The 21780-nt window shown below is 52.3% G+C and carries 16 protein-coding genes; 6 read left to right on the top strand and 10 right to left on the bottom strand.

Annotation, left to right across the window (positions count from 1 at the left end; all coding sequences use genetic code 11):
• Positions 1-58: 58 nt before the first annotated feature.
• From GmarT_RS27365 to GmarT_RS27380, 4 genes are all read right to left on the bottom strand, one after another.
• A complete protein-coding gene (locus GmarT_RS27365; RefSeq protein ID WP_002647378.1) occupies positions 59-1423 on the bottom strand; it encodes a quinol:electron acceptor oxidoreductase subunit ActD in 1365 nt (454 codons plus the stop codon).
• A gap of 64 nt (positions 1424-1487) precedes the next feature.
• Entirely contained in the window at positions 1488-2882 is a 1395-nt protein-coding gene (gene nrfD / locus GmarT_RS27370; protein ID WP_002647377.1) for an NrfD/PsrC family molybdoenzyme membrane anchor subunit, read from the bottom strand.
• A gap of 90 nt (positions 2883-2972) precedes the next feature.
• Positions 2973-6068: a TAT-variant-translocated molybdopterin oxidoreductase gene (locus GmarT_RS27375; RefSeq protein ID WP_002647376.1), complete on the bottom strand. Its 3096-nt coding sequence runs from the start codon at positions 6066-6068 to the stop codon at positions 2973-2975.
• Between the two features lie 11 nt (positions 6069-6079).
• Positions 6080-6763 (bottom strand): cytochrome c3 family protein, encoded by a 684-nt coding sequence (locus GmarT_RS27380; RefSeq protein WP_002647375.1) that lies wholly within the window; start codon positions 6761-6763, stop codon positions 6080-6082.
• A gap of 618 nt (positions 6764-7381) precedes the next feature.
• Here GmarT_RS27380 and GmarT_RS27385 point away from each other — a divergent pair.
• The 3 genes from GmarT_RS27385 to GmarT_RS27395 all read left to right on the top strand — a co-directional run bounded on the left by GmarT_RS27385 (position 7382) and on the right by GmarT_RS27395 (position 10092).
• Positions 7382-8398, top strand: coding sequence for a DUF1559 domain-containing protein (locus tag GmarT_RS27385; RefSeq protein WP_002647374.1), 1017 nt, complete (start codon positions 7382-7384; stop codon positions 8396-8398).
• A gap of 123 nt (positions 8399-8521) precedes the next feature.
• Positions 8522-8947 (top strand): hypothetical protein, encoded by a 426-nt coding sequence (locus tag GmarT_RS27390; protein WP_002647373.1) that lies wholly within the window; start codon positions 8522-8524, stop codon positions 8945-8947.
• 152 nt (positions 8948-9099) lie between these two features.
• Positions 9100-10092 (top strand): Gfo/Idh/MocA family protein, encoded by a 993-nt coding sequence (locus GmarT_RS27395; protein WP_002647372.1) that lies wholly within the window; start codon positions 9100-9102, stop codon positions 10090-10092.
• Between the two features lie 115 nt (positions 10093-10207).
• Here the strand turns inward: GmarT_RS27395 and infC are convergent, their stop codons facing one another.
• Both infC and GmarT_RS27405 read right to left on the bottom strand, forming a co-directional pair.
• Entirely contained in the window at positions 10208-10717 is a 510-nt protein-coding gene (infC, locus tag GmarT_RS27400) for a translation initiation factor IF-3 (protein WP_081459535.1), read from the bottom strand.
• A gap of 511 nt (positions 10718-11228) precedes the next feature.
• Positions 11229-13784, bottom strand: a complete 2556-nt coding sequence (locus GmarT_RS27405; RefSeq protein WP_149303488.1) for a TolC family protein — start codon at positions 13782-13784, stop codon at positions 11229-11231.
• A gap of 406 nt (positions 13785-14190) precedes the next feature.
• Here GmarT_RS27405 and GmarT_RS27410 point away from each other — a divergent pair, with 406 nt between their 5' ends.
• Entirely contained in the window at positions 14191-16239 is a 2049-nt protein-coding gene (locus GmarT_RS27410) for an efflux RND transporter periplasmic adaptor subunit (RefSeq protein WP_002647369.1), read from the top strand.
• 11 nt (positions 16240-16250) lie between these two features.
• On the opposite strand, the gene GmarT_RS27415 is transcribed toward GmarT_RS27410, so the two are convergent.
• Positions 16251-17498, bottom strand: coding sequence for an FG-GAP repeat domain-containing protein (locus tag GmarT_RS27415; protein WP_002647368.1), 1248 nt, complete (start codon positions 17496-17498; stop codon positions 16251-16253).
• Between the two features lie 350 nt (positions 17499-17848).
• Here GmarT_RS27415 and GmarT_RS27420 point away from each other — a divergent pair, with 350 nt between their 5' ends.
• Together GmarT_RS27420 and GmarT_RS27425 are read left to right on the top strand one after the other, a co-directional pair.
• On the top strand, positions 17849-18289 hold the full coding sequence (locus GmarT_RS27420) for a hypothetical protein (protein ID WP_002647367.1): 441 nt from the start codon (positions 17849-17851) through the stop codon (positions 18287-18289).
• Positions 18290-18374: 85 nt separating this feature from the next.
• Positions 18375-19496, top strand: a complete 1122-nt coding sequence (locus GmarT_RS27425) for a hypothetical protein (RefSeq protein ID WP_149303490.1) — start codon at positions 18375-18377, stop codon at positions 19494-19496.
• Between the two features lie 27 nt (positions 19497-19523).
• On the opposite strand, the gene GmarT_RS27430 is transcribed toward GmarT_RS27425, so the two are convergent.
• The 3 genes from GmarT_RS27430 to GmarT_RS27440 are packed head-to-tail and all read right to left on the bottom strand — an operon-like array spanning position 19524 to position 21598.
• Positions 19524-19880, bottom strand: a complete 357-nt coding sequence (locus GmarT_RS27430) for a hypothetical protein (RefSeq protein WP_002647365.1) — start codon at positions 19878-19880, stop codon at positions 19524-19526.
• A 12-nt stretch (positions 19881-19892) separates the two neighbouring features.
• Complete coding sequence (locus tag GmarT_RS27435; RefSeq protein ID WP_002647364.1) at positions 19893-20870, bottom strand: DUF58 domain-containing protein; 978 nt, start codon at positions 20868-20870, stop codon at positions 19893-19895.
• Between the two features lie 26 nt (positions 20871-20896).
• A complete protein-coding gene (locus GmarT_RS27440) occupies positions 20897-21598 on the bottom strand; it encodes a 3-keto-disaccharide hydrolase (RefSeq protein WP_197994256.1) in 702 nt (233 codons plus the stop codon).
• Between the last annotated feature and the right edge of the window lie 182 nt (positions 21599-21780).

The raw sequence follows: 21780 nt of genomic DNA on the forward strand, positions 1-21780 counted from the left end.
AACGTTTCTTGTTTTTACAACGAGATTAAATTCAACAAGTTGTGTGGTAACGACTTAATTATTTCGTACTTCGAAGTTTCTGAAGCTCTTCCTTACTAAGATCTTTTGCATCCGTGTGGTGACTCTTCTGCAGGGCTCTCAAGTAAAGAACGATCGCCCAGCGATCTTCTGGAGGAATCTGGGCTGCATAACCGGGCATCTTGCGGACACCGTTACTGATCGTATGGAACAGTCGACCCACCGGTTGATTGCGGACATTGTCGGTATAGTAAGAAGCGGGACGAATCCAGGTTCCCTGCTGTAATTCCATCGCTCGCAGTGAGACCAGACCGTCACCTTCGCCGCCCAGACCATGACAGACGGAACAGTAAATCTGGTAACGTTCTTTTCCACGGGCCATCATCTTATCTGTGACCGGCATGGGGAACTCGGTGACCCAAGGCAGCTTGGCCAGTTTCTGATCTTCAGTCGGAGCAGCGCCAGCAGCAGGTTTCGCATCAGCGGCTTTTTCGTCAGCAGGCTTCTGTTCATCCTGCACGGCAATTGTGATGACATCCTGGTCTTCCGGCAGCACTTTCAGACCATAGTAGAACGGAATATTATCGTCTTTATATTGACCGCGGGGAATGGTTCCCTCGATATGCGGACGTACTTCACGACCATCGCTGAAGATGTTCGTTGTGTTTTGTGTTTTCAGTTTAGGCTGGAAGTCCATATCGGGAACGATGTGAATACGGGGTGTATTCGTTGTCGTAGATCGTTTATAGGCTACCAGTGCAGGAGGCATGATTAACAGCACACCCACCAGGCTGAGCCCCAGAACCAGAGGTCGAGGCAGCTTGGGTGATTCCACATCAGACCAGAACTCTTCGACATGGGTCGGATTCAATGATTTCAGAAATTCTCCCGTATCAATTTCGGAGAACTTCGCATCTTTCGCATCCATACTGATAAAGAAACGGTCGTTCGTCACACGGCGAAACGCCTGTGATTTAAACATCGGATTGTACAATTTCGGCAGCTGGTTCAAGCCCAACATTCCCAGGAACGCACCGAAGGCGGACAGCAGAACGGAAAGTTCGAAGGTAATGGGAATACAGGCAGGAATACTGAAAAACGGCTTGCCACTGATCAGGAATGGATAATCGACGGCGTTCATCCAATACTGCATACCGATGGCAATCGTCCCCCCCATCAGGCCACAGCAGGCCACGATCCAGGGCAGAATGGTCATCTTGATGCCCATTGCCTCATCGATGCCATGCACGGGAAAGGGAGTGTGAGTATCCCACTTGCTGTAACCGGCATCGCGAACTTTCTTTGATGCTTCGATCAACGCATGAGGATCATCGAACTCGGCAAGTAACCCGAGTAGCTGGGGCTCTGCTTTTGTTTTTTCTGGTTGTTCGATTGTGGTCGCCATAATCTTTTTTATTCAAACAAATGAGTTAAGTCGTACCTGACACTGGCTGTTCTGCTGCAGTTACTCAGTGGTCTTCGTGACCATGAGGCTGAGGCATCACACTCTTGACTTCTGCCATCGCCACCATCGGCATATATTTGCAGAAGAGCAGGAACAATGTCATAAACAGACCGAAACTACCGATCAACATTAACACGTCAACTATGGTTGGTTTGAAGTAACCCCAGCTGGAAGGCAGGAAGTCACGGCTCAGCGAAGTGACGGTAATCACGAATCGTTCAAACCACATACCAATATTCACAAAAATACAGACTACGAAAATCATCCAGGGAGTGGTCCGGATTTTCTTGATCCAGAACAACTGCGGACTGATCACGTTACAGGTAACCATGATCCAGTAAGCCCAGGCATAAGGCCCGAAGGCACGGTTAATGAAAGCAAAGGTTTCGTAACGGTTACCGCCATACCAGGCAATAAAGAATTCCATGGCGTAGGCATAACCCACCATTGAGCCGGTTGCAATAATCACCTTGGTCATGTTTTCCAGGTGACGGTCGGTCAGCAGATCTTTGATGCCACAGATGGAACGGGCGGGAATCATCAATGTCAACACCATGGCAAAACCACTGAAAACCGCACCCGCGACGAAGTAAGGCGGGAAAATCGTTGTATGCCAGCCAGGCAGCTGAGAAACCGCAAAGTCGAAACTCACGATGGTATGTACACTCAACACCAGTGGTGCCGCCAGTGCCGCCAGCAGCAGGTAAGCCCGTTCATAACGGTGCCAGTGACGGGAGGATCCGTTCCAGCCCAGTGAAAGCAGGCCGTAGGCAAACTGTTGAATTTTTCCGGTCGCCCGGTCACGCAGAGTCGCCAGGTCGGGAATCATACCCATGTACCAGAACAACAGAGAAACAGTCGCGTAAGTGGATACAGCAAACACGTCCCACAACAGCGGACTGCGGAAGTTGGGCCACATTGCCATCTGGTTGGGAATCGGAAACAGCCAGTATGCCAGCCAGACACGACCAATATGAATCCCCGGGAACAGGCCCGCACAGACCACGGCAAAAATCGTCATCGCTTCCGCAGCACGGTTAATCCCCGTGCGCCAGTCCTGGCGGAACAGAAACAGAATTGCGGAAATCAATGTACCCGCGTGACCAATACCAACCCAGAACACGAAGTTCACAATGGGCCAACCCCAGAATACCGGGCTCCGGTTACCCCAGACCCCAACACCGGTGATAATGAGATAACCAACCAGACCAAACAACATCCCCACTAAGGATGCGGAAAACCCAAGTGCAATATACCACGCTTTAGGAGCCTTACACTCAGCCAGTCGACAGACAGCTTCGGTGACGGTCCCATAATCGTGCGCTCCCGTCACAAGCGGAGTTCGCTTACCGGGCACTTCGGTGATTGTGTCAATTGGCTCTGTCGTTACTGAAGCCATGGCTTTTGATATCTTTGCTCAATAAATTCAAACGGATTAGTTAATCTCACGCACACATCGGCAGGAACTACCTGCCTTCCGAACTCGCTGCTAATGCTTTTCCGCTTTTTCAGCATGATCCGCTTCAGCGTGCTCTTCTGCATGACCATGTCCATGCCCTGCTGATTTTGGCTTTGCCAGGGAAGGATGCGGATTCAGAATCCGGGCCATATAAGACGTTCTTGGTTTAATATTCAACTCAGACAGTGCAGTATAACTACGCGCGTTGGCACGTGCTTTGGCCACACGCGTGTTCTCGTTAGCCAGGTCGCCAAACTCGATCGCTTTAGCAGAACAGGCCTGCTGACAGGCGGTGACAATTTCACCATCTTCAATCGGGCGTTGTTCGTTTTTAGCTTCGATCTGAACCGACTTGATACGCTGTACACAGTAAGTACATTTTTCCATAACCCCGCGATGACGGACGGTCACTTCAGGATTCAGTACCAGGGCCTGTAATTTGCCGCGGGGCTCTTCGTAAATCTTATTGAAGTTGAAGTAGTTGAAGCGACGCACTTTGTAAGGACAGTTGTTGGCACAGTAACGGGTTCCGACACAGCGGTTGTAAACCATGTCGTTCAGTCCCTCGTCAGTGTGCACTGTCGCAGCGACCGGGCAAACCTGTTCACAGGGAGCCAGTTCACACTGCTGACACAACATCGGCTGAATGGAAACCCCGGGGTTATCCACATCATCGCCGGTAAAGTAACGGTCGATTCGCAGCCAGTGCATTTCCCGGCTGTTGATCACCTGCTCGCGACCGACAACAGGAACATTGTTTTCCGCCTGGCAGGCTACCGAACAGGCATTACAGCCAATACACTTGGAGAGGTCGATCGACATTCCCCAGGCCTGACCTTCATAGGACTTCTCCAGGTAGACCGGCTTCCCATCCTTGTTTTCATCCCACAAGGAGATCAGCGGCGGATGATGAGTCCGTTCTTCGGCAAAATCAGGATTCGCTTCGTATTCAGAGAGATCGCCTTCACGCACCAGCTGGCCGACACGACCCTCAATTTCACCCTGGCCGACAGCATCGATCGCATGGTGATCCTGGGTAACCGCCAGTTCATAAGTCTTACCGGTTTTTTCGACTTTCAGACCGGACTTGAAGTCGATCGCACCTTTAGTCTGCAGAGCAGCAATATTTTCACCCACCGGTTTCACATCGCGGGCAACATCGCCACCAACCAGGCCAGCGGCAGTACGTCCGTAACCCAGAGCCACAGCCACCGAATTGGGGGCCTGACCGGGCAACACGTAGACGGGCAATTCAATCGACTTCCCATCCAGGATCAGCTTGACGACGGAACCGAATTCCACACCCAGATCATTGGCGGTTTTTGGAGCCAGAATCGCAGCATTGTCCCAAGTAATCTTCGTGAGACTGTCGGGTGTTTCCTGCAACCAGCCACTGTTAGCGAAACGACCATCATACAGCTGAGGACTGGCGTAAAACACCAGTTCCAGGTCTTCTTCACCTGCTTCAACGGCTTTGGCAGCAGGCAACTCCTTGACCTTAGGCGAAACCGCTTCCAGTGAACTTCCCTTGAGCAGACCATCGTGTACGACGCGTCGCCAGGAAGCATTCACGGCCATCGAATCCAGAGAACCCTTCACAGCTTCTTTGATCAGATCCAGGGCAACAGGATGCTTGTCGCCACACAGAATCGCCAGCAGCTCCACTTCCGACTTTCCATCGTGCAAGGGCTCAATCAGCGGCTGACCAATGCAGAGCGTTCCGTCATAAGAACGCGAATCACCCCACTGTTCGAAGGGATGCGTTTTAGGCAGATGCCACTTACATAACAGTGACGTTTCATCTTCGTACTCACCGAGATGAACGGCATTCGGCACCTTGGACAGTGCGGTCACAAAATCGATGTCGCCGGGGGCATTATAAGCAGGATTGCCGCCGAGAATAATCAACGTATCGACTGCACCAGACTGCATTTCGTCGGTCAGAGTCCGCAGTGCTTCCACAGCCGTCAGCTCACGAGCCAGGGGCTCTTTGGTATACTTGACGGCTTCGCCGACGTTACCCAGCTGCTCGTTCAGTTTATGAACGCGTGCCTGCAGTTCCGCGGGCTGACTTGCACCAATGGCGATCAGACTGGAACCCTGGTTTGCCACCAGGTCTTCGGCCATTGCCGCCAGAACCTTGTCGGCGTAATCGTCGCTGGCAGCTTCTGCTTTCTTGCCAGACAGGCTGGCCTGCACCTGTGCTTCCAGCTTGGACAGAAAGGCCCCCATATCTACCGAACGGGTGGGGAGACGGTGATCTGCTGAAATCCCGGTTGTGGTGAAGCGGCTTTCCACTACATACAGGCGATTCATCGGCCCGGCAGCAGGATCACGGCGACTCGCCCAGTCACGAGTATGTTTCAGCGAGGCAGGATGTTCAGACAGCAGATCCTCATCCAGACAGACGATGATATTCGCCTTGGTCAGATCAAATTGCGGACGAACCACTTCGCCGAACGCCAGCCTGGCTCCCGCGTAGACATTGTCGCGCGAGCAGGCGGTGTAGTCATACCATTTCGACTTGGGATACAGCTCGGCAAACTTCTCCTGCAACGCTTTGCGGGCAGCGGAAGAACTGACATCAGCCAGCACCCGCAGTTTTGCCCCGTCATTCTTTCGCGCCTGACCCAGCACGGTATCGGAATATTCAAAAAATGCACCCCAGTCGCGACCAAAACGGGACTTCCCCTTGTACTCGACTACGCCAACCGCACGATCGGGATCATACAGAGAAAGCGTCTCGGATTGCGCGAAGACAGAAGAAGCCCCCTGGCTCTGGGGAGAGTCGGGATTGCCTTCCACCTTGATCGGCCGCCCGTCATAGCAGGTCACCAGCAGACTTTCCGCCTGACCACCCAGCTCCATAAAGGTGGCAAACTTCTGAGGCACGCCGGGAATCAAGCCCTCGGGACGCGAGACACTGGGAGAGATCTTCTCATCTTCCCAATGACAGCCTGTTGCTCCAGCCAGGGCAACAGAGGCCCCCATAATCTGCATCCAGCGACGCCGCGAAACCCCTTCCGGGTATTCGGAAGCTGCTACTGGAAACTCACGATGCAAAACTTCTTCAAACTCCGGCGTGGAATGCAACTCACCCAGACTTCGCCAATACTTTTTATCCACAACCGAACCCCTTAGCGGTGACACGTAGAACAATTAGATGAAGGATTCAAATTCAGTTCCTTACGAACCTGCTCGCCCACTTCATGCGGATCCCCCTCAGCCTTCCAGTCAAGCTTCGTCACAAACTCGGGCGGACGAAGATTAGGCTCCGGGTGCCGGTGACATTCCAGGCACCAGCTCATACTCAGCGGCTTAACCTGGGTCACTACATCCATTTTGTCGACACGACCATGACAGGAAACACAACTCACACCCCGACGGACATGAGCACTATGATTAAAGTAAACGTAGTCAGGCAGGTCATGCACGCGTCGCCACTGCATTGACTTGCCTGTCGCCTGACTCTCACGAATAGGGGCCAGTTTGGAACTGGTCGAGTGAATCGAAACCGTATTCACAACGCCGTTTGCATCCGCACCGCTGTGACAATTCAGACAGGTCTTGGTGGGAGGAATCGCAGCATGCCCGGCTACCTCGACAGTATTGTGGCAGTAGCGGCAATCCAGCTTCAGCTTACCTGCGTGCAATTTATGACTGAACGGGAGTGGCTGCTCGGGCCGATAGCCGACATCCGTCGTTTCAGGACTGGCGCCAAAGGCAACCATACCAACTACATACAAGGCGCCAATCGCCCCCAGCGCACCCAGCACCGGTACAATTGTATTCGCCCATTTGGGAAACAGAAAACGATCCATTTTTGCTTTACCTGATAAGACCTTTCGAGGAAAAAACACCTCAACAGACAGTAACTGTCTTGAATGCCTGATGTGCCATCCGATGGTCAGAGCGGAATTTTCACTTGATTACGTAGAGAAGAACCCCCATCTAATCAGCAAGAATAGAAGTAAGCCGAAAAGTAAGCAATCCATTCCGAAGGTCGCAGCATCAAGTTTCTTGGAGTCGGGAGGTCTCAGATTGGAAATTCTCATTTATGGGGACAGCAGAATGCCTTGCCCGGAACCACCTCTTCGCTCCCATTCTTTGCAGTGAATCACTTCGTCAACAGGAGGTATCCCCCTTTACACACCTGAACTGTGCACACGTCTCATCAAAATCAGACCTAAACAGGAAAGATCATATTTATGTCCAGTTCGTTAATTTACACTAAAAGTCTTGAACATAAGAATTCTTTGATTTATGATCAGAGGTGCTTCATTGATCTCTAAATCAGACAAAACAAGCAGGGCCTACCCCCCTTCTAAAAATCCATTCATCATTTCTTCATACAAAGCAGGCACTCATGCAGAGTCTTCTTCATTTTTTCTATTTCTTTTCTGGTTACGATTAATCTTTTTTATTCAAGGAGAGTAGATATGAGACGACAGAAAAAGAAGCTGGGATTTACACTGATCGAACTACTGGTCGTAATTGCTATTATCGCGATTCTTATTGCCCTTTTATTACCCGCAGTACAGCAGGCACGTGAATCTGCCCGACGCTCGACCTGCAAAAACCAGTTGAAGCAGATTGTCCTGGCAATCCACAACTATCACGACACCCACAGCATGTTCCCCGCGGGTTACTACACCCGTGCCAATCCCGGCTCCACTATTTCCGGGCTGGAAAACCGAGCCACCGGCTTTGTGATGCTGTTACCCTTTCTGGACCAGGCCTCCCTCTACAACCTGTACAACTTTGACATCGGGACTGGCGGTGGACCGGATCAATCGGGAGGCGGGCAAACTGACACACAAACGGCCTTCCTGAACCAGACCAAACTTCCCATTTACCAGTGCCCCTCTGCCAATACTCGACTACTGAACCTCAAACTCAATCCCCGCGATGGCCACCTTGACAGTTCTGACAGTGGCTCCTCGTTTGCCAGCAGTTACGCTTTCAGTTCGGGAAATAAGTACGGTACCGGTAATGGCCAGTTCTGGGGAATCTATTTTGGCACCAGTAATTCCGCAGCAGCGGGGATTATGACGCCCAACAGTGCGACCCGATTTCGCGATGTCGAAGATGGCGCATCAATGACATTTATTGTCGGGGAAGCAGAACACAACGATCTGAAAACAGATTACTCCGGATCGACGGCCATCGATAACAGTGACGTCGTCAGCCGCCGACATGCTTTCTGGACCGAAGGCATGCACCACTCAGTCCGCTCCACATTCATGCCCCCCTATCAATCAATTGAAGAATGTGTCATTTCATTCGCCCCCGGCGCCTGGAGAGACTGCACCTACTCTTTCGGCAGCCCGCACCAGGGAGGATTACATATGGGAATGGCTGACGGCGCGGTACGTTTCGTCAGTGAAAACATCAATCTCTCCACCTGGAGATACCTGGGATCGATGGGAGATGGTGAGGTTCTCGGAGAATTCTAAACAACCTGAACCAGTCGGGCCTGACTATTTCAGCGCGGCTCGGCTGGTTCTTTTTTTTATTGCGATCTTCTCCTGACCATAAGATTCGCAAAATATTAATTGAAAACGAAAGACGCTCCTGTTATGAACGCTCGATTTTTGATTCTATCTTTTTTGATATTGGCATCCGGCTGCAGCGGCTCAGACCTGTCTTATGATAAAGCTGCCGTGCATGGAACTGTGACTGTCAACGGTGAGCCGCTTTCTTCCGGTAAGATTCGTTTCATACCACTCGTGGATACGGTGAGCAAACTCACCGTCGCCGATATCGTCGACGGCAATTACGAATTCGATGCTGAGAACGGACCGGGTGTGGGCGAACATCGAGTAGAAATCATTTCGATACGCAAAACAGGAGAAAAAGTGCAAATCCCGGATGAGCCGGAAGGCACGATGAGAGAGGTAACAGAACAGATTCTGCCAGCCATCTATAATACGAGCTCGCGATTAACCCTCGAAGTGAAAGAGGGAGAGAACGAAGGAAACTTTGACTTGAAGATGAAAGAATAGCTTTAAAACCAGCCACGAATGCAGTGAAAAGGAGCTGCCCTGGCTGATTTTCTTCTCCCGCGCTTTACACAAGTTCTGTCTTGTAACATGATAAGCGCCAGTCAAAATTCGTTCCGGACCTCATTTTCTCGACTTCACACCACAGGCACATCATGAGCAAACGCGTTCGCTGGGGCATTTTGAGCACCGCAAAAATCGGCACTGTCCAGGTCATTCCCGCCATGCAGCAAGGCGCGTTCTGCGAGATCGTCGCGCTGGCTTCCCGCAAGCGGGAACTGGCGGAAACCGTCGCCAGCGAACTGGGCATCCCGCGTGCCTACGGCTCTTATGAAGAACTGCTGGCTGACCCGGAAATCGACGCCATCTATAATCCACTGCCCAATCACCTGCATGTCCCCTGGTCGATAAAAGCCATCGAAGCCGGCAAACACGTGTTATGCGAGAAACCGATCGGGCTCTCTTCTGCCGAAGGCCAGCAACTGCTCGACTGCGCGACTGCTCATCCGGAAATCAAGGTGATGGAAGCCTTCATGTACCGCCATCATCCGCAATGGCAGCTGACGAAAAAACTGATACAGGAAGGAGCAATCGGCGACCTGCGCACGATCCAGTCTTTCTTCTCCTACTTCAACGACGACCCGGGCAACATCCGCAATCAGCGCGACATCGGAGGCGGCGGACTGATGGATATTGGCTGTTACCCGATTTCCCTCTCGCGCTTTATCTTTGCTGCGGAACCACAGCGGGTTTCCGGCATTGTGGAGTTCGACGAGCAACTGGGCACAGACCGCCTGGCATCTGCCACGCTGGATTTTGGCAGAGGGACCGCCACGTTCACCTGCTCGACACAGCTCAACCCCTATCAACGGGTCCACATTCATGGCACGACGGGGCGGATCGAGATTGAAATCCCGTTCAACGCCCCCATCGACCGTCCCTGTAAAATCTGGCATCAGACAGGGACGGATATCAAAGAGATCGAACTGGAAATCTGCAGCCAGTATACGATCCAGGGCGATCTGTTTTCGCAGGCGATCCTCAATTCATCACCGGTGCCGACTCTGTTGCCGGATGCCATCGCGAATATGAAAGTCATCGAGGCAGTACTGGAAAGCAATCGCAGTGGTTCCTGGATTTCAATATAAGCGATATCCAGAATGCCGCACTACATGACAAGCCGCGCGCACTGAGTACCTTCGAGGCCATTGCTTCATTCTTAAAACACCAGATTATTCCCGATCTCTGCGGATCGCGGGTCTGTTATGAACGGGGCGCCAGCACCATGATCATATTTCGTCCACTGGCCATCGTTGCGGCCTGCTCTACTTTGGCAATTTCGGAAAGCTGTTCCTGGATATCACCCAGGATGGTTCGACCAAGTTCATGGTGCGCGTTTTCGCGTCCCCGGAACATGATATTGAATTTGACCTTATCTTTCTGTTCCAGAAATTTGCGGGCACTTTTCAGTTTGAACTCAATATCGTGCTTCCCGATTTTCGGACGCATCCGAATTTCTTTCAGCTGCACCTGATGCTGTTTGGTATTTTTGCTGGTCTTCTTTTTACGCTCGTACTTCAGCTTACCATAATCCATAATCCGACAGACCGGGGGTTTGGCATCTGAGGCAACTTCAACCAGATCCAGGTTGGCCTCCATTGCTAACCTTAAAGCTTCAGCGGTAGGAATCACCCCTAACTGCTCCCCGTCTTGATCAATGACCCGTACCGGACTGATCCGAATCTGGTCATTAAGTCTCTGCGTTGTTTCGATTGCTTGTTTCTCCTTGTAATGAAAAAAAACCGGGTTCCGTGTCTCGAGGGTAAATTCACCTGAACTCGCGACACACGCCTTCTAGAGCGCATCACATTTAACCACAGCGTCTCTCAATCTATTATACTCGGCCCAAATGGACCTGGAGACGCGACAGTCAAACTGGACACAGTCTATTATAGCTCGTATGAAAAAAAGAACATCTCAAATGAGATGCTTTGATCACCAGCTCGTATCAAAATCAAAAACTGCCTTAACTATACTGTTCCATCTTAAGTTATATCAATACCGGTAAAGGGGCAAGTTACACTGATACACTATTTTTAGTGAAAATCTCAGGATTCACACAAACTTCCCGATTTACCAGGGTGAACAGATTGGGATAAAACCACGAAAATATGCCGCACTTTGCTCGACAGTTTGATCCGACCCGATTTGATCAAAGCGTATTTCGCTCTGTGAAATCCGGTCCTGCAGGCACGCGAGACACAAAAGGAATGCTGGACAGTGATCAGTTCGACTCTTTCAATGGAAATCGTTTCACTTCACCAGAAAAATCATTCAAATTTCGCTGTTTTGCCTCAGGAATGGGTACTGGTTCCCAGCGTGGCCCTGCGTTCCGGTAATTTTTAAAAGGATCCTGACTGCCAGAATGCTCTTTCAGGGGAAACTTCAGAGTCTGATTCTGCCGGGCAGATCGCAGTGTGGGTGTCGTATCAGGCACCACGCTTAAAGGCACACCTGCCTCAGGCTGGTTCTGAGTCGGTAGTCGTACGGCTCCCTCCTGCGGTTCTGTCGCTGTGAGAGCACTGGATCCGGCTGCACTCGCATTCGGCTGCAATCCCGATTCCGGACCAGGGGGAACCATGGATTGAGGTGTAAAATAGACCTCGCTTTCATTCTCCCGAACAGTTCCTTCCAGATTCTGAATGCTTTTTTCTGCACCGGGACCCTCATCAAAATCGATGGCTTGAATGAATTCCGGATTTCCTGACGTCCCCTGCGTTACGCCGGGAACAGGGGGAGGTGTGAAGTTGTCGGTCACTGGTTCCGGAGTCGGCTCTACTGTTTGCGGAGTCGGCTGCATCGGTTCTGTCGGCACTTCGCCGGGGGTCAACAATTGTGGATAAACACCCTGGGAGAGTGCACCCGTGTATTCAGGGGCATCCGCAATTTTCCGGACATGGCCTCGCAGACGTTCGCGTTCGGCGGCATCCATGTAGGCTTTTTCCGGCCAGCCCCCTTCGGCAAGATAAATATTGTTGTATGCCAGTAGAGAACCTTTTTCAAACTGGACGTTCTTGATGGCCAGTGAATATTCCACCAGCGAGCGGTAATAGCTGCCATCTGCTTCAGCCTGGCGGCGTTGCGCTTCAAGCAGCAGATCCAGTGTCGCATTATCAGATTCATAGGCAGCCTCAACGGCGGCAACTTCCTGACGCGCGGCATGACGACGGTTAAACGTGGTTTGCAAAACCGCGTAGGCACGATCCACATCGGAAATGGCGTTGCTTAAACTTTGTACGATGGCGCGTTCCTGTTCATGCAGAATCGCACGATCGCGGGCCAGCATCAGTTCAGCCTGTCGCATGGCGGCATGTGCCTGTCGTTTTCCCAGCGGGACAGACAGTTCAATCCCCATCTGCCATTCCTGCAGATTACCATCGAACAGAGAATTCAAGGCACCATCAAACTCACCTACGTTCGAACCCTCAGCCAGGAAGTTTTTACCAAATCCGCGCCAACGATAGCGACCGATCAGGTCCAGTTCCGGTTTCAGGAAGTTCTTGTTGGCTTCCAGTTCGAGTTCACGTTTTTTGATCTGCCAGCGTTGACGGCGAATTTCCGGACGACGCTCCAGGGATTCAACCAGCGTTTCTTCCCAGTTGAATTCGACCTTGGCCAGCGAAGGTTCATCCGCCGGTCGGATTAAACGTCCATCGTTAATCGGAAGCCCCATCAGCATGCGCAGACGACGTTCCGCAATATAGACACCATGGTTACTTTGAAAAGTACCCCCCTGGCTGCCATTATTCGTATGGGTTCCATTCAACAGTCGACCACTCAAGGCGTTTTCGACTTCAGCCTGGTAGCGGAAATACTGTTCGCGGGCCTGTGCTTCTTTTTCTGCTTCGCCGCCACGACGACCATTCACATACAACGCATGTATCCGACGCCAGGTTTCCAGCGCAGAATCACGGGCCATGATCTTGGCATCCAGATCACGATATCCGAAGTATAAATCCCAGTATGCGTTCTCTACATCACTCACCATATCGCGCACGGCGATTTCAAATTCTCCGAGGCTGATATCGGTATTAATGCGGGCGATAATCACACCATTGATCACACCCGGTGTGCCACTGGGACCTGCTATCTGGTTGAAACTGATTCCGCCCCCCTGCATCAGCGGGTGACGAAATTCCATTTCGATATTGTTCTGGTAGGCATGGGGAAACTGGTTACCAGGTGAATTGTTGGCATCGTAGTCAATGTAATCACGCAGAGTAAACTCGGTTCCGGTCATCGCACGTTTGGTCAACTGTGCCTGGACCACCATCGCGTCCTGTCGCAACAGTCGCGTTCCACCGCCGAAGAAGACGTTGTTTAATGCTTTATCATTTTTCTCGAAGTATGTACTCGCAGACAACGTGGTATCGTAGGCGCTCAACGCACCGGGAACACCATAACGGGGATCTGCTTCCGTAATCGCGGCATCGTATTTGGTATGAACCCCAGCGGGTGTATTCAATGCCACACCGCCGACATCACCCAGAACCTTTGAACTCTGCAACGCCATTTTGACTGCTTCCTGCAGAGACAGATCCCAATACTCAGGAGTACCAGGACTGGAAACAGTCGCGGGCATCTGTGTGCCTATCGTATCACCCTCATCAATGTCTTCCACATTCGGATACTCAATCTGAGTCAAGGCGCGCTGATACGTCTCATCGCTTTCCACAAACTCTTCCTGAAATGAGTTGCTCAGAAAACGACTGCACCCTGGGCCCAGCAACAGCACTACTGCAGCAAACAGAAGTATTATCCGGGCTTTGAAAAAGTTCATCGATTTTCCCTGGTCATAGGGGACCATTGATTATGAAGGCTAATCTCTCTCTCCACTCATCGGCACAGAAACACCTCCTCCCAAAGCGAATTTTCAGCATATTCGGAATATTCATCATAATCGGATTATCCGAAAGGCCGGCCACACCCACGCAATCACCCCTAGCACCCCAATTTGACAGGTGTTTTCATCACGCTTGTTCTGGAACCTGAACCAATCAGCGAAACTGCGCAACGATTTAAAGTTGTACACTAAATACTTTGGTGCGCCTGACTGCTTTTATAGAGAGAAGCAGAGTAGATCACGGTTTGCTGTGATAGGATGAAAACAACAGCGGGATCAGACCGACGCGGTTTGGCACTGATCGTAAAACAACTTCCCCTGACTCCCCACTTTAGCAGAACGCATGACGACTGAAGAATCTTCTTCAATTGAGAACCTCTGGCAGGAGATTGAAGAGCTGGTACTGGGACTGGCTCAACTCGCGCGCACGGATCTTTCGAGTCAGAAATTTTATTCAGAACTCCTGGATCGCGCTGTTCGTGGAATGTCTGCGCAGGGAGGTGTGCTCTGGGTAACTGACGCTGCGGGCCAACTGGTAGTACAACAACAGCGGGGCGCGCATCCGGAAACGAATGTCGGGGCGTCTCTGAATGAACAGGATATCGAACAGCATCGCCTGTTGCTGCGGGAAGCATTACACGAACGGCGCCCCCACACAATCGAGCCACACGGACGCTGGTCAGAGCAGCATCGGGGCGTCAATCCCCTGGATGAAAATCTGATTCTGTGCCCGGTCGCCATCGAAGCCCACCCGACTCCGCAGGTGGGGCTACTGGAAATCATACATCATCCTCCCCGCTCTTTTTCTGCGCAGGAAGGGTATGTCCGATTCATCAGCGCATTGTGTGAAATCTCTGAGGATTTCTGCCAGCACAGTCAGTTGCAGAAGCTGCGCGAACTGGAAGCGCTCTGGGAACAGTTTGAACGATTCTCCGAACACGTGCATTTGCACCTGAATACAGAGCAGACCGCGTTCATCATTGCCAATGAAGGGCGGATACTGATCGACTGCGACCGCCTGTCCGTTTTACAGAAAACCGGCAAGACATTTCAGCTGATTGCTGCCAGCGGAGTGGAAGGCATCGAACGCCGCTCGGAAACCGTCCAGCGACTGGAATCCCTGGTCACTGCGATTCAGTCCCTGAACCGTCCTTATTGGATCATGGAGGCCGAGGAAAAATACCCGCCCCAGATCGCAGAACCACTGCATGCATACCTGGATCTCGCCGGATCCCGGGCTCTGATGATTTTCCCGCTTTCACATATTATCCAGGAAACAACGGGCGATACTGACAGCGATGTCGCTGAAAGCCACTTGACCGTCGGGGCAATTGTGATCGAACAATTCCACGAAACTCCCTCCAGCCACACCATTCTGGAACGGGGGCTGGCGGTCTCTCGCCATGGCGGTACCGCTTTGTTTAATTCACTGCAGTTTGAGAGTTTTCCGTTTTTCCCTCTTCTGAAACACTGGTCGTATTCCCCGCTCCGAAAAAAACAGCTGACGGGCCGCAAACTGCTGACAGCGGCGTTGATCCTGGCTGCCCTCTCCGCGCTTCTGATTCTGACACCGGCCGACTTCAAAATTGAAGGGACGGGAAGCCTGCAACCCGTCGACCAGCAGAATGTCTTTGCCACAGCAGACGGCGTTGTGGATCAGATCCTGGTTCGGCAGGGAGAACAGGTTTCCGCAGAGACGACACTGATTACACTGCGCGACTCCGATCTGGAACTGGATTCCAGCCGGGTGCGTGGCGAAATCCAGACCTCGCTGAAAAGGCTGGCGGTCATCCAGGCCGCACGCCTGGGACTGAACCCGACCGATGCGAACGCACTGCAACAGGCCAATCGCCTGACGGCCGAGGAGGAAGAACTTAACGAACGCCTTAAAAGTCTGAACGAACAGGCGACGCTGCTGAAAAATCAGCAGGATGCACTCACGCTCAAGAGCCCGATCACCGGTGAAGTCCTTACCTGGGACCTGCAGGAGAAACTGCTCGCACGCCCGGTGCAACGCGGACAACGACTGTTGACCGTCGCCGACCTGAAAGGCCCCTGGGTCTTGAAAATGGAAGTCCCCGATTCCGAAATTGGACATGTGCTGGCAGCACAACGGGAGAACAAACAACCTTTGTCCGTCTCATTCCTGCTGCTGACCGATCCCGATCAGACCTACCAGGGAACGATTGAAAAAATCGCTGCAATCGCAGAACCTGACGCGGATGGCAAACCGGTTGTGCAGATCACGGTCCAGCTGGATCATGAAACCATCAAAGGACTCCGCCCCGGCGCTTCGGTCCTCCCCCAGATCGACTGTGGCACGCGCTCTCTGGGTTACGTCTGGCTCAGGCGACTGTTGGAAGCGGTCCAGCGTGAACTCTTTTTCTTTTAACGGGAAGCACTTTATTTGAGCGGATTCTCGTACCAGAACACTCCTAAACCTTTCTTCTGATCCCGTTCTTCACAGGAGAGCACATCCAGATCACCGTCCGCATCCAGATCGAGCAACTCGATGCGATCGTACTTGATTCCTCGGGGGCCACTGATTTCCTGTGGTTCCCAGCGGAACTGATTCCCATCGCGGGCGCCTCGCATCCAGACCACTCCTGATTTGGGTGGCTCTGCATGTTCGCAGCTGAGCACCAGATCCAGCAGACCATCTCCGTCCAGATCACCTGCCGCCACTCCTTTTCCGCTACCTGTATTGCCTGGAAAAGGAATGACCTGTTTTTCCCATTTCTGACCGCCCGTATCCAATCGACGAAACCAGAGCACTTCATCCGGTGCGCGTGTGACAACCAGAATGTCCTGCAGACCATCCTGATCCAGGTCAACCAGATGCGCGAACATCACTTCCCGATCCTGACCGCCAACCCAGTGATTTTTCCACGGTTTACCCATGATCGCAATGGGGCCTCCCGGATTTTCCAGCCAGCGACAGCCACGCAGTTTTCCCTTACGATCTGTTGTCAGCAGATCCTGATCTCCGTCTCCATCCATGTCGATTGCAAACAGAGACATGATCCAGCCTGCCTGTGAAAGAGTGATCCACTCGTACGTTGACAGATCGCGCGTGTCGGATTTTGACATAAACCAGCCAATTTCTGCCCCCGGCCCTTTGCCAGCTGCTACCAGTTCTTCTCCCCCACGCGAATCGAGACCAATCTTCGCGGGAACGGCAAACATCCACATCATCCGATCCTTTGATGCGGGCAGCACTTCCTGCTTCCACGAATTTTCGAACGGCTTCTCAGCCGGAGGCCAGTGCACGTAAATCGCACGCGTTTTCCCTTCGCAGCAGCTGACGACCGCCTTTCTCACGTGTTGCCGATCCAGATCAATCCAGGCGGCATCTTCTACCTGTCGAGTTTTTCCCAATGTGACTGCCGGCCAGAGTTTTTTCACCTGGGCAGGACCCGGATTGCGATAGATGCGGGTGATGCCTCCTTCTTCCCAGCCGGTCGTAATGTCGGGCAATCCGTCCCCGTCCGCATCAAACAGCTTCACGCCATCTGCTCCACGGGAAGACTGGTCTATTATATGACACTGCCAGGGAGCTCCCCGCTCCGCTGCTTCACCAGCCGCATATTCGCTGGAGAGAAACGTCGGGATCAACGCGATAGACAGAATCGTATTTGCAAACGTGCGCATGAAAATCTCCTGAAACCGGATGTGGCATTTTCTTCACCACCAGTATCACAGTCTCTTTCCCGGATCGCAAGAACCCTTCGTATCGCAAGGGATATTCCGCGAATTTGAGTCCCTCCGGCTCGAAATTCTCTGCAGACATTTACTCGTTTCCCCCTGTTTTTCAGGGGTTAAGTATACTGCCTGCCTGCATCACAGGGATAACCAGATCATTCGGAATAATCGATAAAGTTTCTCTTCAAAGATAGCCGATCATCCTTAGGTACAGGCGATTGTACGACCGGCGATGCGAGCCATCACTGGTACTATTGTGACACAGGATGGTCACATTCAAATGGGGGAGGAAACTGAGAATGCGCGCAGCTTTTGTCTGCATAGTCATGATTCAGCCGCTGATAGTATGCTCGGGCTGCCAGTGTTTCAAGGCCAGCAATGCGTACTATAACCTGATCGATGACATCAGCGATACACAGCTTTATGCAGACCGCTTCTATCGTCCCACCTGGGACCTGACGCGTATTGGCAAGCCAGACTGGTGCCAGTCTCGCTTCAACCGCTGGTGGTGTAAATGCTGCGATGACTGTCAGCCACAACACTATATCAGCGACACTCCAATCACCGATTACAGCAGCTCGCAGTCTTATGACGGCGAAGCTGTGGATGACCTGGTTCCTCTTCCCGAACCTTCCCTTTTTGTGCCCCCTGATCCGTTTCCCGATGAAACGGGTTTGGAGTCTGAACTCAAGGAGCCCGGCCCGGCGCTGGCACCTCCCGTGAATGCACCTCCAAACTGACTGCCACACAGACAGACGGGCATAAAACCAGACAACACAAGTTGAACGCGGAAAGAAAACAGGTTCTCACATGACGAAGATGAGCATGACAAAATTCATTCAGAAAATGACGATTCTGGTGATCGCTGTCACAAGTAGCGTAGCGGTCCCTGTCACCTCTGTTTCTGCACAACAACCACAGTCTAACGAACGCGATGGCCAGAGCCCGGCCCTGACGAAGTCGGCTGCCGATCAATATCTTTTACGAGACGATGATCGGCAGCTGACTGAATTCCAACAGAAAAATCAACATGTCGATCAGGAAATCCGCATTCCTGATGAAGAAGAACTGATCACCTTACTCACGAAAGGTTCTTCGTCCCGCTCCTCGAGAAAAGAGTGCCTGTCACAGATTCCGCTGGATCAAATGACGCAGGCTAACCGCACAAATGCCGAGCACGTGTTGAAAGATCTCAGCATGTTTCGCGTGCTGCCGAAAATTCACCTCGACGTCAATCATTCGGCCTATGCCTTTTTCATCGCACACCCGGATGTGGTTGTCAGTATCTGGCGTGAAATGAAACTGTCCGAGTTCCAGATGTGGCAGACCGGCCCTTATTCCTATGAAGTCGATGCCGGCGATGGCACGGTGGGAACCCTGGACGTGATTCATCAGACCCCGAAAGAGACGATTGTGCTCTGCTCGGGCGTCTACAAAAGTCCGCTGCTGGCCAAACCGATCTCGGCCAAAGCCCTGCTGCATCTGCAGACCGAATATTTTCCCGGCCAAGACAAGAAGATTGATTCGATCTCACACCAGGTATCGATGTACGTCTCCTTTCCTTCACAGACCGTCGAGATGGCTGCCAAGATCCTGGCGCCGGTCAGCAATGCAATCCTGGACCGCAACTTCAAAGAAGTCTCGATCTTCATGCATATGATGTCCCTGGCGATGGAGCGTCAGCCCGGCTGGGTGGAACGGATTGCCGGTCAACTGGAAGGGGTGCTGCCGGTCCGCCGTCCGCAACTGCTGAAAGTCGCTGCCCGGGTCTATATCGATGCCAAACAGCGGGAAGCAGCAGCGGCTGCACAAAAAGGCGAAGCGCCGAGTCGGTTCGTGCCACCCAAGCCCATCGATGTCATCTCGCAGACCGGAAACCAGGTACCGCGACCGCTGCCACGTAATCTTAAAGTACAGCCGGTGAGCCGCGGGCAGAGTCCGCAATAATCAAAACGATTCAGAAGTACGCTCCGGTCAGCGCCGCGAGCGTCTTTTGTTGCGCGGTCGCAGCACGAAGCCGAAGACAGCCATCACAATCAGCAGCGGTACCACAATCTTGGGGCGAACGGCAACTCCCACCACCGCCATGATGATCACCACGAAAACCCAGGGAGAGACATTCGCCCAGGCGGCATCCCGGTTTCTCGTCGGCAGTGCCAGCCAGAGCGCAAACATCAACAGCCCCACGCGCATGAACGCACCGGTGGCCACATCCTGCTGGGCAAACTGATCCGGTGGCGCCAGCCAGAACAGATAGGCGGCAATCCCCAGGCAGCCCAGAGAGATCAGGCCTGTCAGAGTCCGGTTGATTGGAATTTTTTCACCTGACATACGTTTGCTCTATCACTTTCGTCCGGGGCGTGTGCGTTGATTCAGGAAGGCACCAAGGGCTAAATGATACGCGTCCGTCGTCCGAAATTTCAGGTAATCCACGTTCACTGATCCACACTGCCGGGATAGCGTCGCGCAGAATTCCTGGTACTGCTCCAGGTAACGGGCCCGTAACTGATGCGGGTCCACCAGCTGATGATGGCCGCGACGCTCCAGGCTGCGAAACTGCGTTGGTTTGCTGAACGGGAACTCTTCTTCCTCCGGCGTCACCACCTGGAACAGCAGCACCTCATGTCGATCATGCCGTAACTGCTTGAGGGTTGTCGTCAGTGCCTCGGGTTCGTCGAAACAATCCGAAATCAGTACGACGAGGCTGCGACGTTTAATGAGCGGCTGCACTTCACGCAGAACAGTAGAAATTGCCGTTTCGTTTCGCGGCCGTGCCTCTTCGAGTATGTCCAGCATCTGCCCGAAGTTCTTCGGATTCGCTGACGGCTGAATAAAGTCGCGGCGTTTGCTGTCGAAAGTGATCAGACCAACGGCGTCCCGCTGACTCAACAACAGATAACCGAGTGCCGCGGCAAGCTGACGCGCGTAATCGAGCTTACTCAGCGTCTTACCGGCGTAGGCCATACTGCCCGAACAGTCGAGCAGCAGATAACAACGCAGGTTGGTCTCTTCTTCAAACTCTTTGACGTAATACTTACCGGTCTTCCCATAGGCCCGCCAGTCGATGTGACGGATTTCGTCGCCCGGATAATATTGACGATGCTCCACAAATTCGACGCTCGCCCCTTTGAAAGGGCTCTTATGCTGCCCCATCATAAACCCTTCGACCACCAGTCGCGTGACCACATCCAGCTTGCCAAAGCGGGCCAGTGCCGTCGGGTCATCCAATGGTGCATCGTGTGAAAGCATACGGTGAGATTTCGAAATCAGGTGGTTGGTAAAGAACAGAAAGCACAGAGAGCGGACTCCCCGTGCTTTCATTTTAGCCGGTTTTCACACGAATGTCGCTAATCAAGTTCTTTGATAAATACATTCCGGAAATAAAGTGTGTTGCCGTGATTCTGCAATTCGATCTGCCCGGTTTCGTAGATCGGCTTATCGCGTTCCCAGTAATTTTCCAGTGTGACGTTGTCAGTCACCAGTTTACCGTTCAACCAGACGCTGACCTTTTCACCGACCATCTTGATACGGAAGGTATTCCATTCACCAACGGGGTTGTCGGCAGTGACCAGTGGTTTATCGGGGTTCTTCTTGTTATTGTAGAGTCCACCTGATCCCACGCCGTTAGCCGCTTTTACGGCCGGATCCCAGATCTGAACCTGTGGTGAACCACGCAGGTAGATGCCGCTGTCGCCATCTTTTTTGATTTTCCAGTCGACCAGCATGTCGAAGTCACCGTAGTCTTTGGCAGTACACAGGCTCTTGCCTTTGCCATCAAACACAATCACGCCATCCACGACGTTCCAGTGTTCTTTCATTTCGTCGTCAGCTTTTTTCTGTGCTTCAGCCAACTCTTCGGGGCTCATTTTCGCGCGGGTTTTAGGGCTGCCAACCAGACCCTTCCAGCCAGTCAGATCTTTGCCGTTAAACAAGGCTTTGTAACCTTCGGGGGGCTGATTGAGCTTTTCTTCTTCGGCAGCCGCAAAATTGAGTGCAGAAACAGCCAGCAAAACAGCCAGCATCGTCGCGACGCGTTTCATGGTAGTCATAATCATTGCTTTCATTCTGATATCGGTCTGAAATCTTCCCGCGCGCTATACCAATGACAGCTCCGGGAAGGACGGTACTCGGGAGGAATTTCTTAATTATCGAAAGGAATTGAAGCCACTTCAAGCCAGTCCCCCCTGATTTCGTCCGTTTCCCGCAAAGTCCCCTGCTTTCCCGAATGTCG

This window comes from Gimesia maris (genome assembly GCF_008298035.1).
In the GTDB taxonomy this organism is placed as follows: domain Bacteria; phylum Planctomycetota; class Planctomycetia; order Planctomycetales; family Planctomycetaceae; genus Gimesia; species Gimesia maris.

Coding starts and splice junctions, on each gene's coding strand:
- GmarT_RS27365 (WP_002647378.1), bottom strand. CDS start 1,423: ATGGCGACCACAATCGAACAACCAGAAAAAACAAAAGCAGAGCCCCAG.
- nrfD (WP_002647377.1), bottom strand. CDS start 2,882: ATGGCTTCAGTAACGACAGAGCCAATTGACACAATCACCGAAGTGCCC.
- GmarT_RS27380 (WP_002647375.1), bottom strand. CDS start 6,763: ATGGATCGTTTTCTGTTTCCCAAATGGGCGAATACAATTGTACCGGTG.
- GmarT_RS27385 (WP_002647374.1), top strand. CDS start 7,382: ATGAGACGACAGAAAAAGAAGCTGGGATTTACACTGATCGAACTACTG.
- GmarT_RS27390 (WP_002647373.1), top strand. CDS start 8,522: ATGAACGCTCGATTTTTGATTCTATCTTTTTTGATATTGGCATCCGGC.
- GmarT_RS27395 (WP_002647372.1), top strand. CDS start 9,100: ATGAGCAAACGCGTTCGCTGGGGCATTTTGAGCACCGCAAAAATCGGC.
- GmarT_RS27405 (WP_149303488.1), bottom strand. CDS start 13,784: ATGAACTTTTTCAAAGCCCGGATAATACTTCTGTTTGCTGCAGTAGTG.
- GmarT_RS27410 (WP_002647369.1), top strand. CDS start 14,191: ATGACGACTGAAGAATCTTCTTCAATTGAGAACCTCTGGCAGGAGATT.
- GmarT_RS27415 (WP_002647368.1), bottom strand. CDS start 17,498: ATGCGCACGTTTGCAAATACGATTCTGTCTATCGCGTTGATCCCGACG.
- GmarT_RS27420 (WP_002647367.1), top strand. CDS start 17,849: ATGCGCGCAGCTTTTGTCTGCATAGTCATGATTCAGCCGCTGATAGTA.
- GmarT_RS27425 (WP_149303490.1), top strand. CDS start 18,375: ATGACAAAATTCATTCAGAAAATGACGATTCTGGTGATCGCTGTCACA.
- GmarT_RS27430 (WP_002647365.1), bottom strand. CDS start 19,880: ATGTCAGGTGAAAAAATTCCAATCAACCGGACTCTGACAGGCCTGATC.
- GmarT_RS27435 (WP_002647364.1), bottom strand. CDS start 20,870: ATGAAAGCACGGGGAGTCCGCTCTCTGTGCTTTCTGTTCTTTACCAAC.
- GmarT_RS27440 (WP_197994256.1), bottom strand. CDS start 21,598: ATGACTACCATGAAACGCGTCGCGACGATGCTGGCTGTTTTGCTGGCT.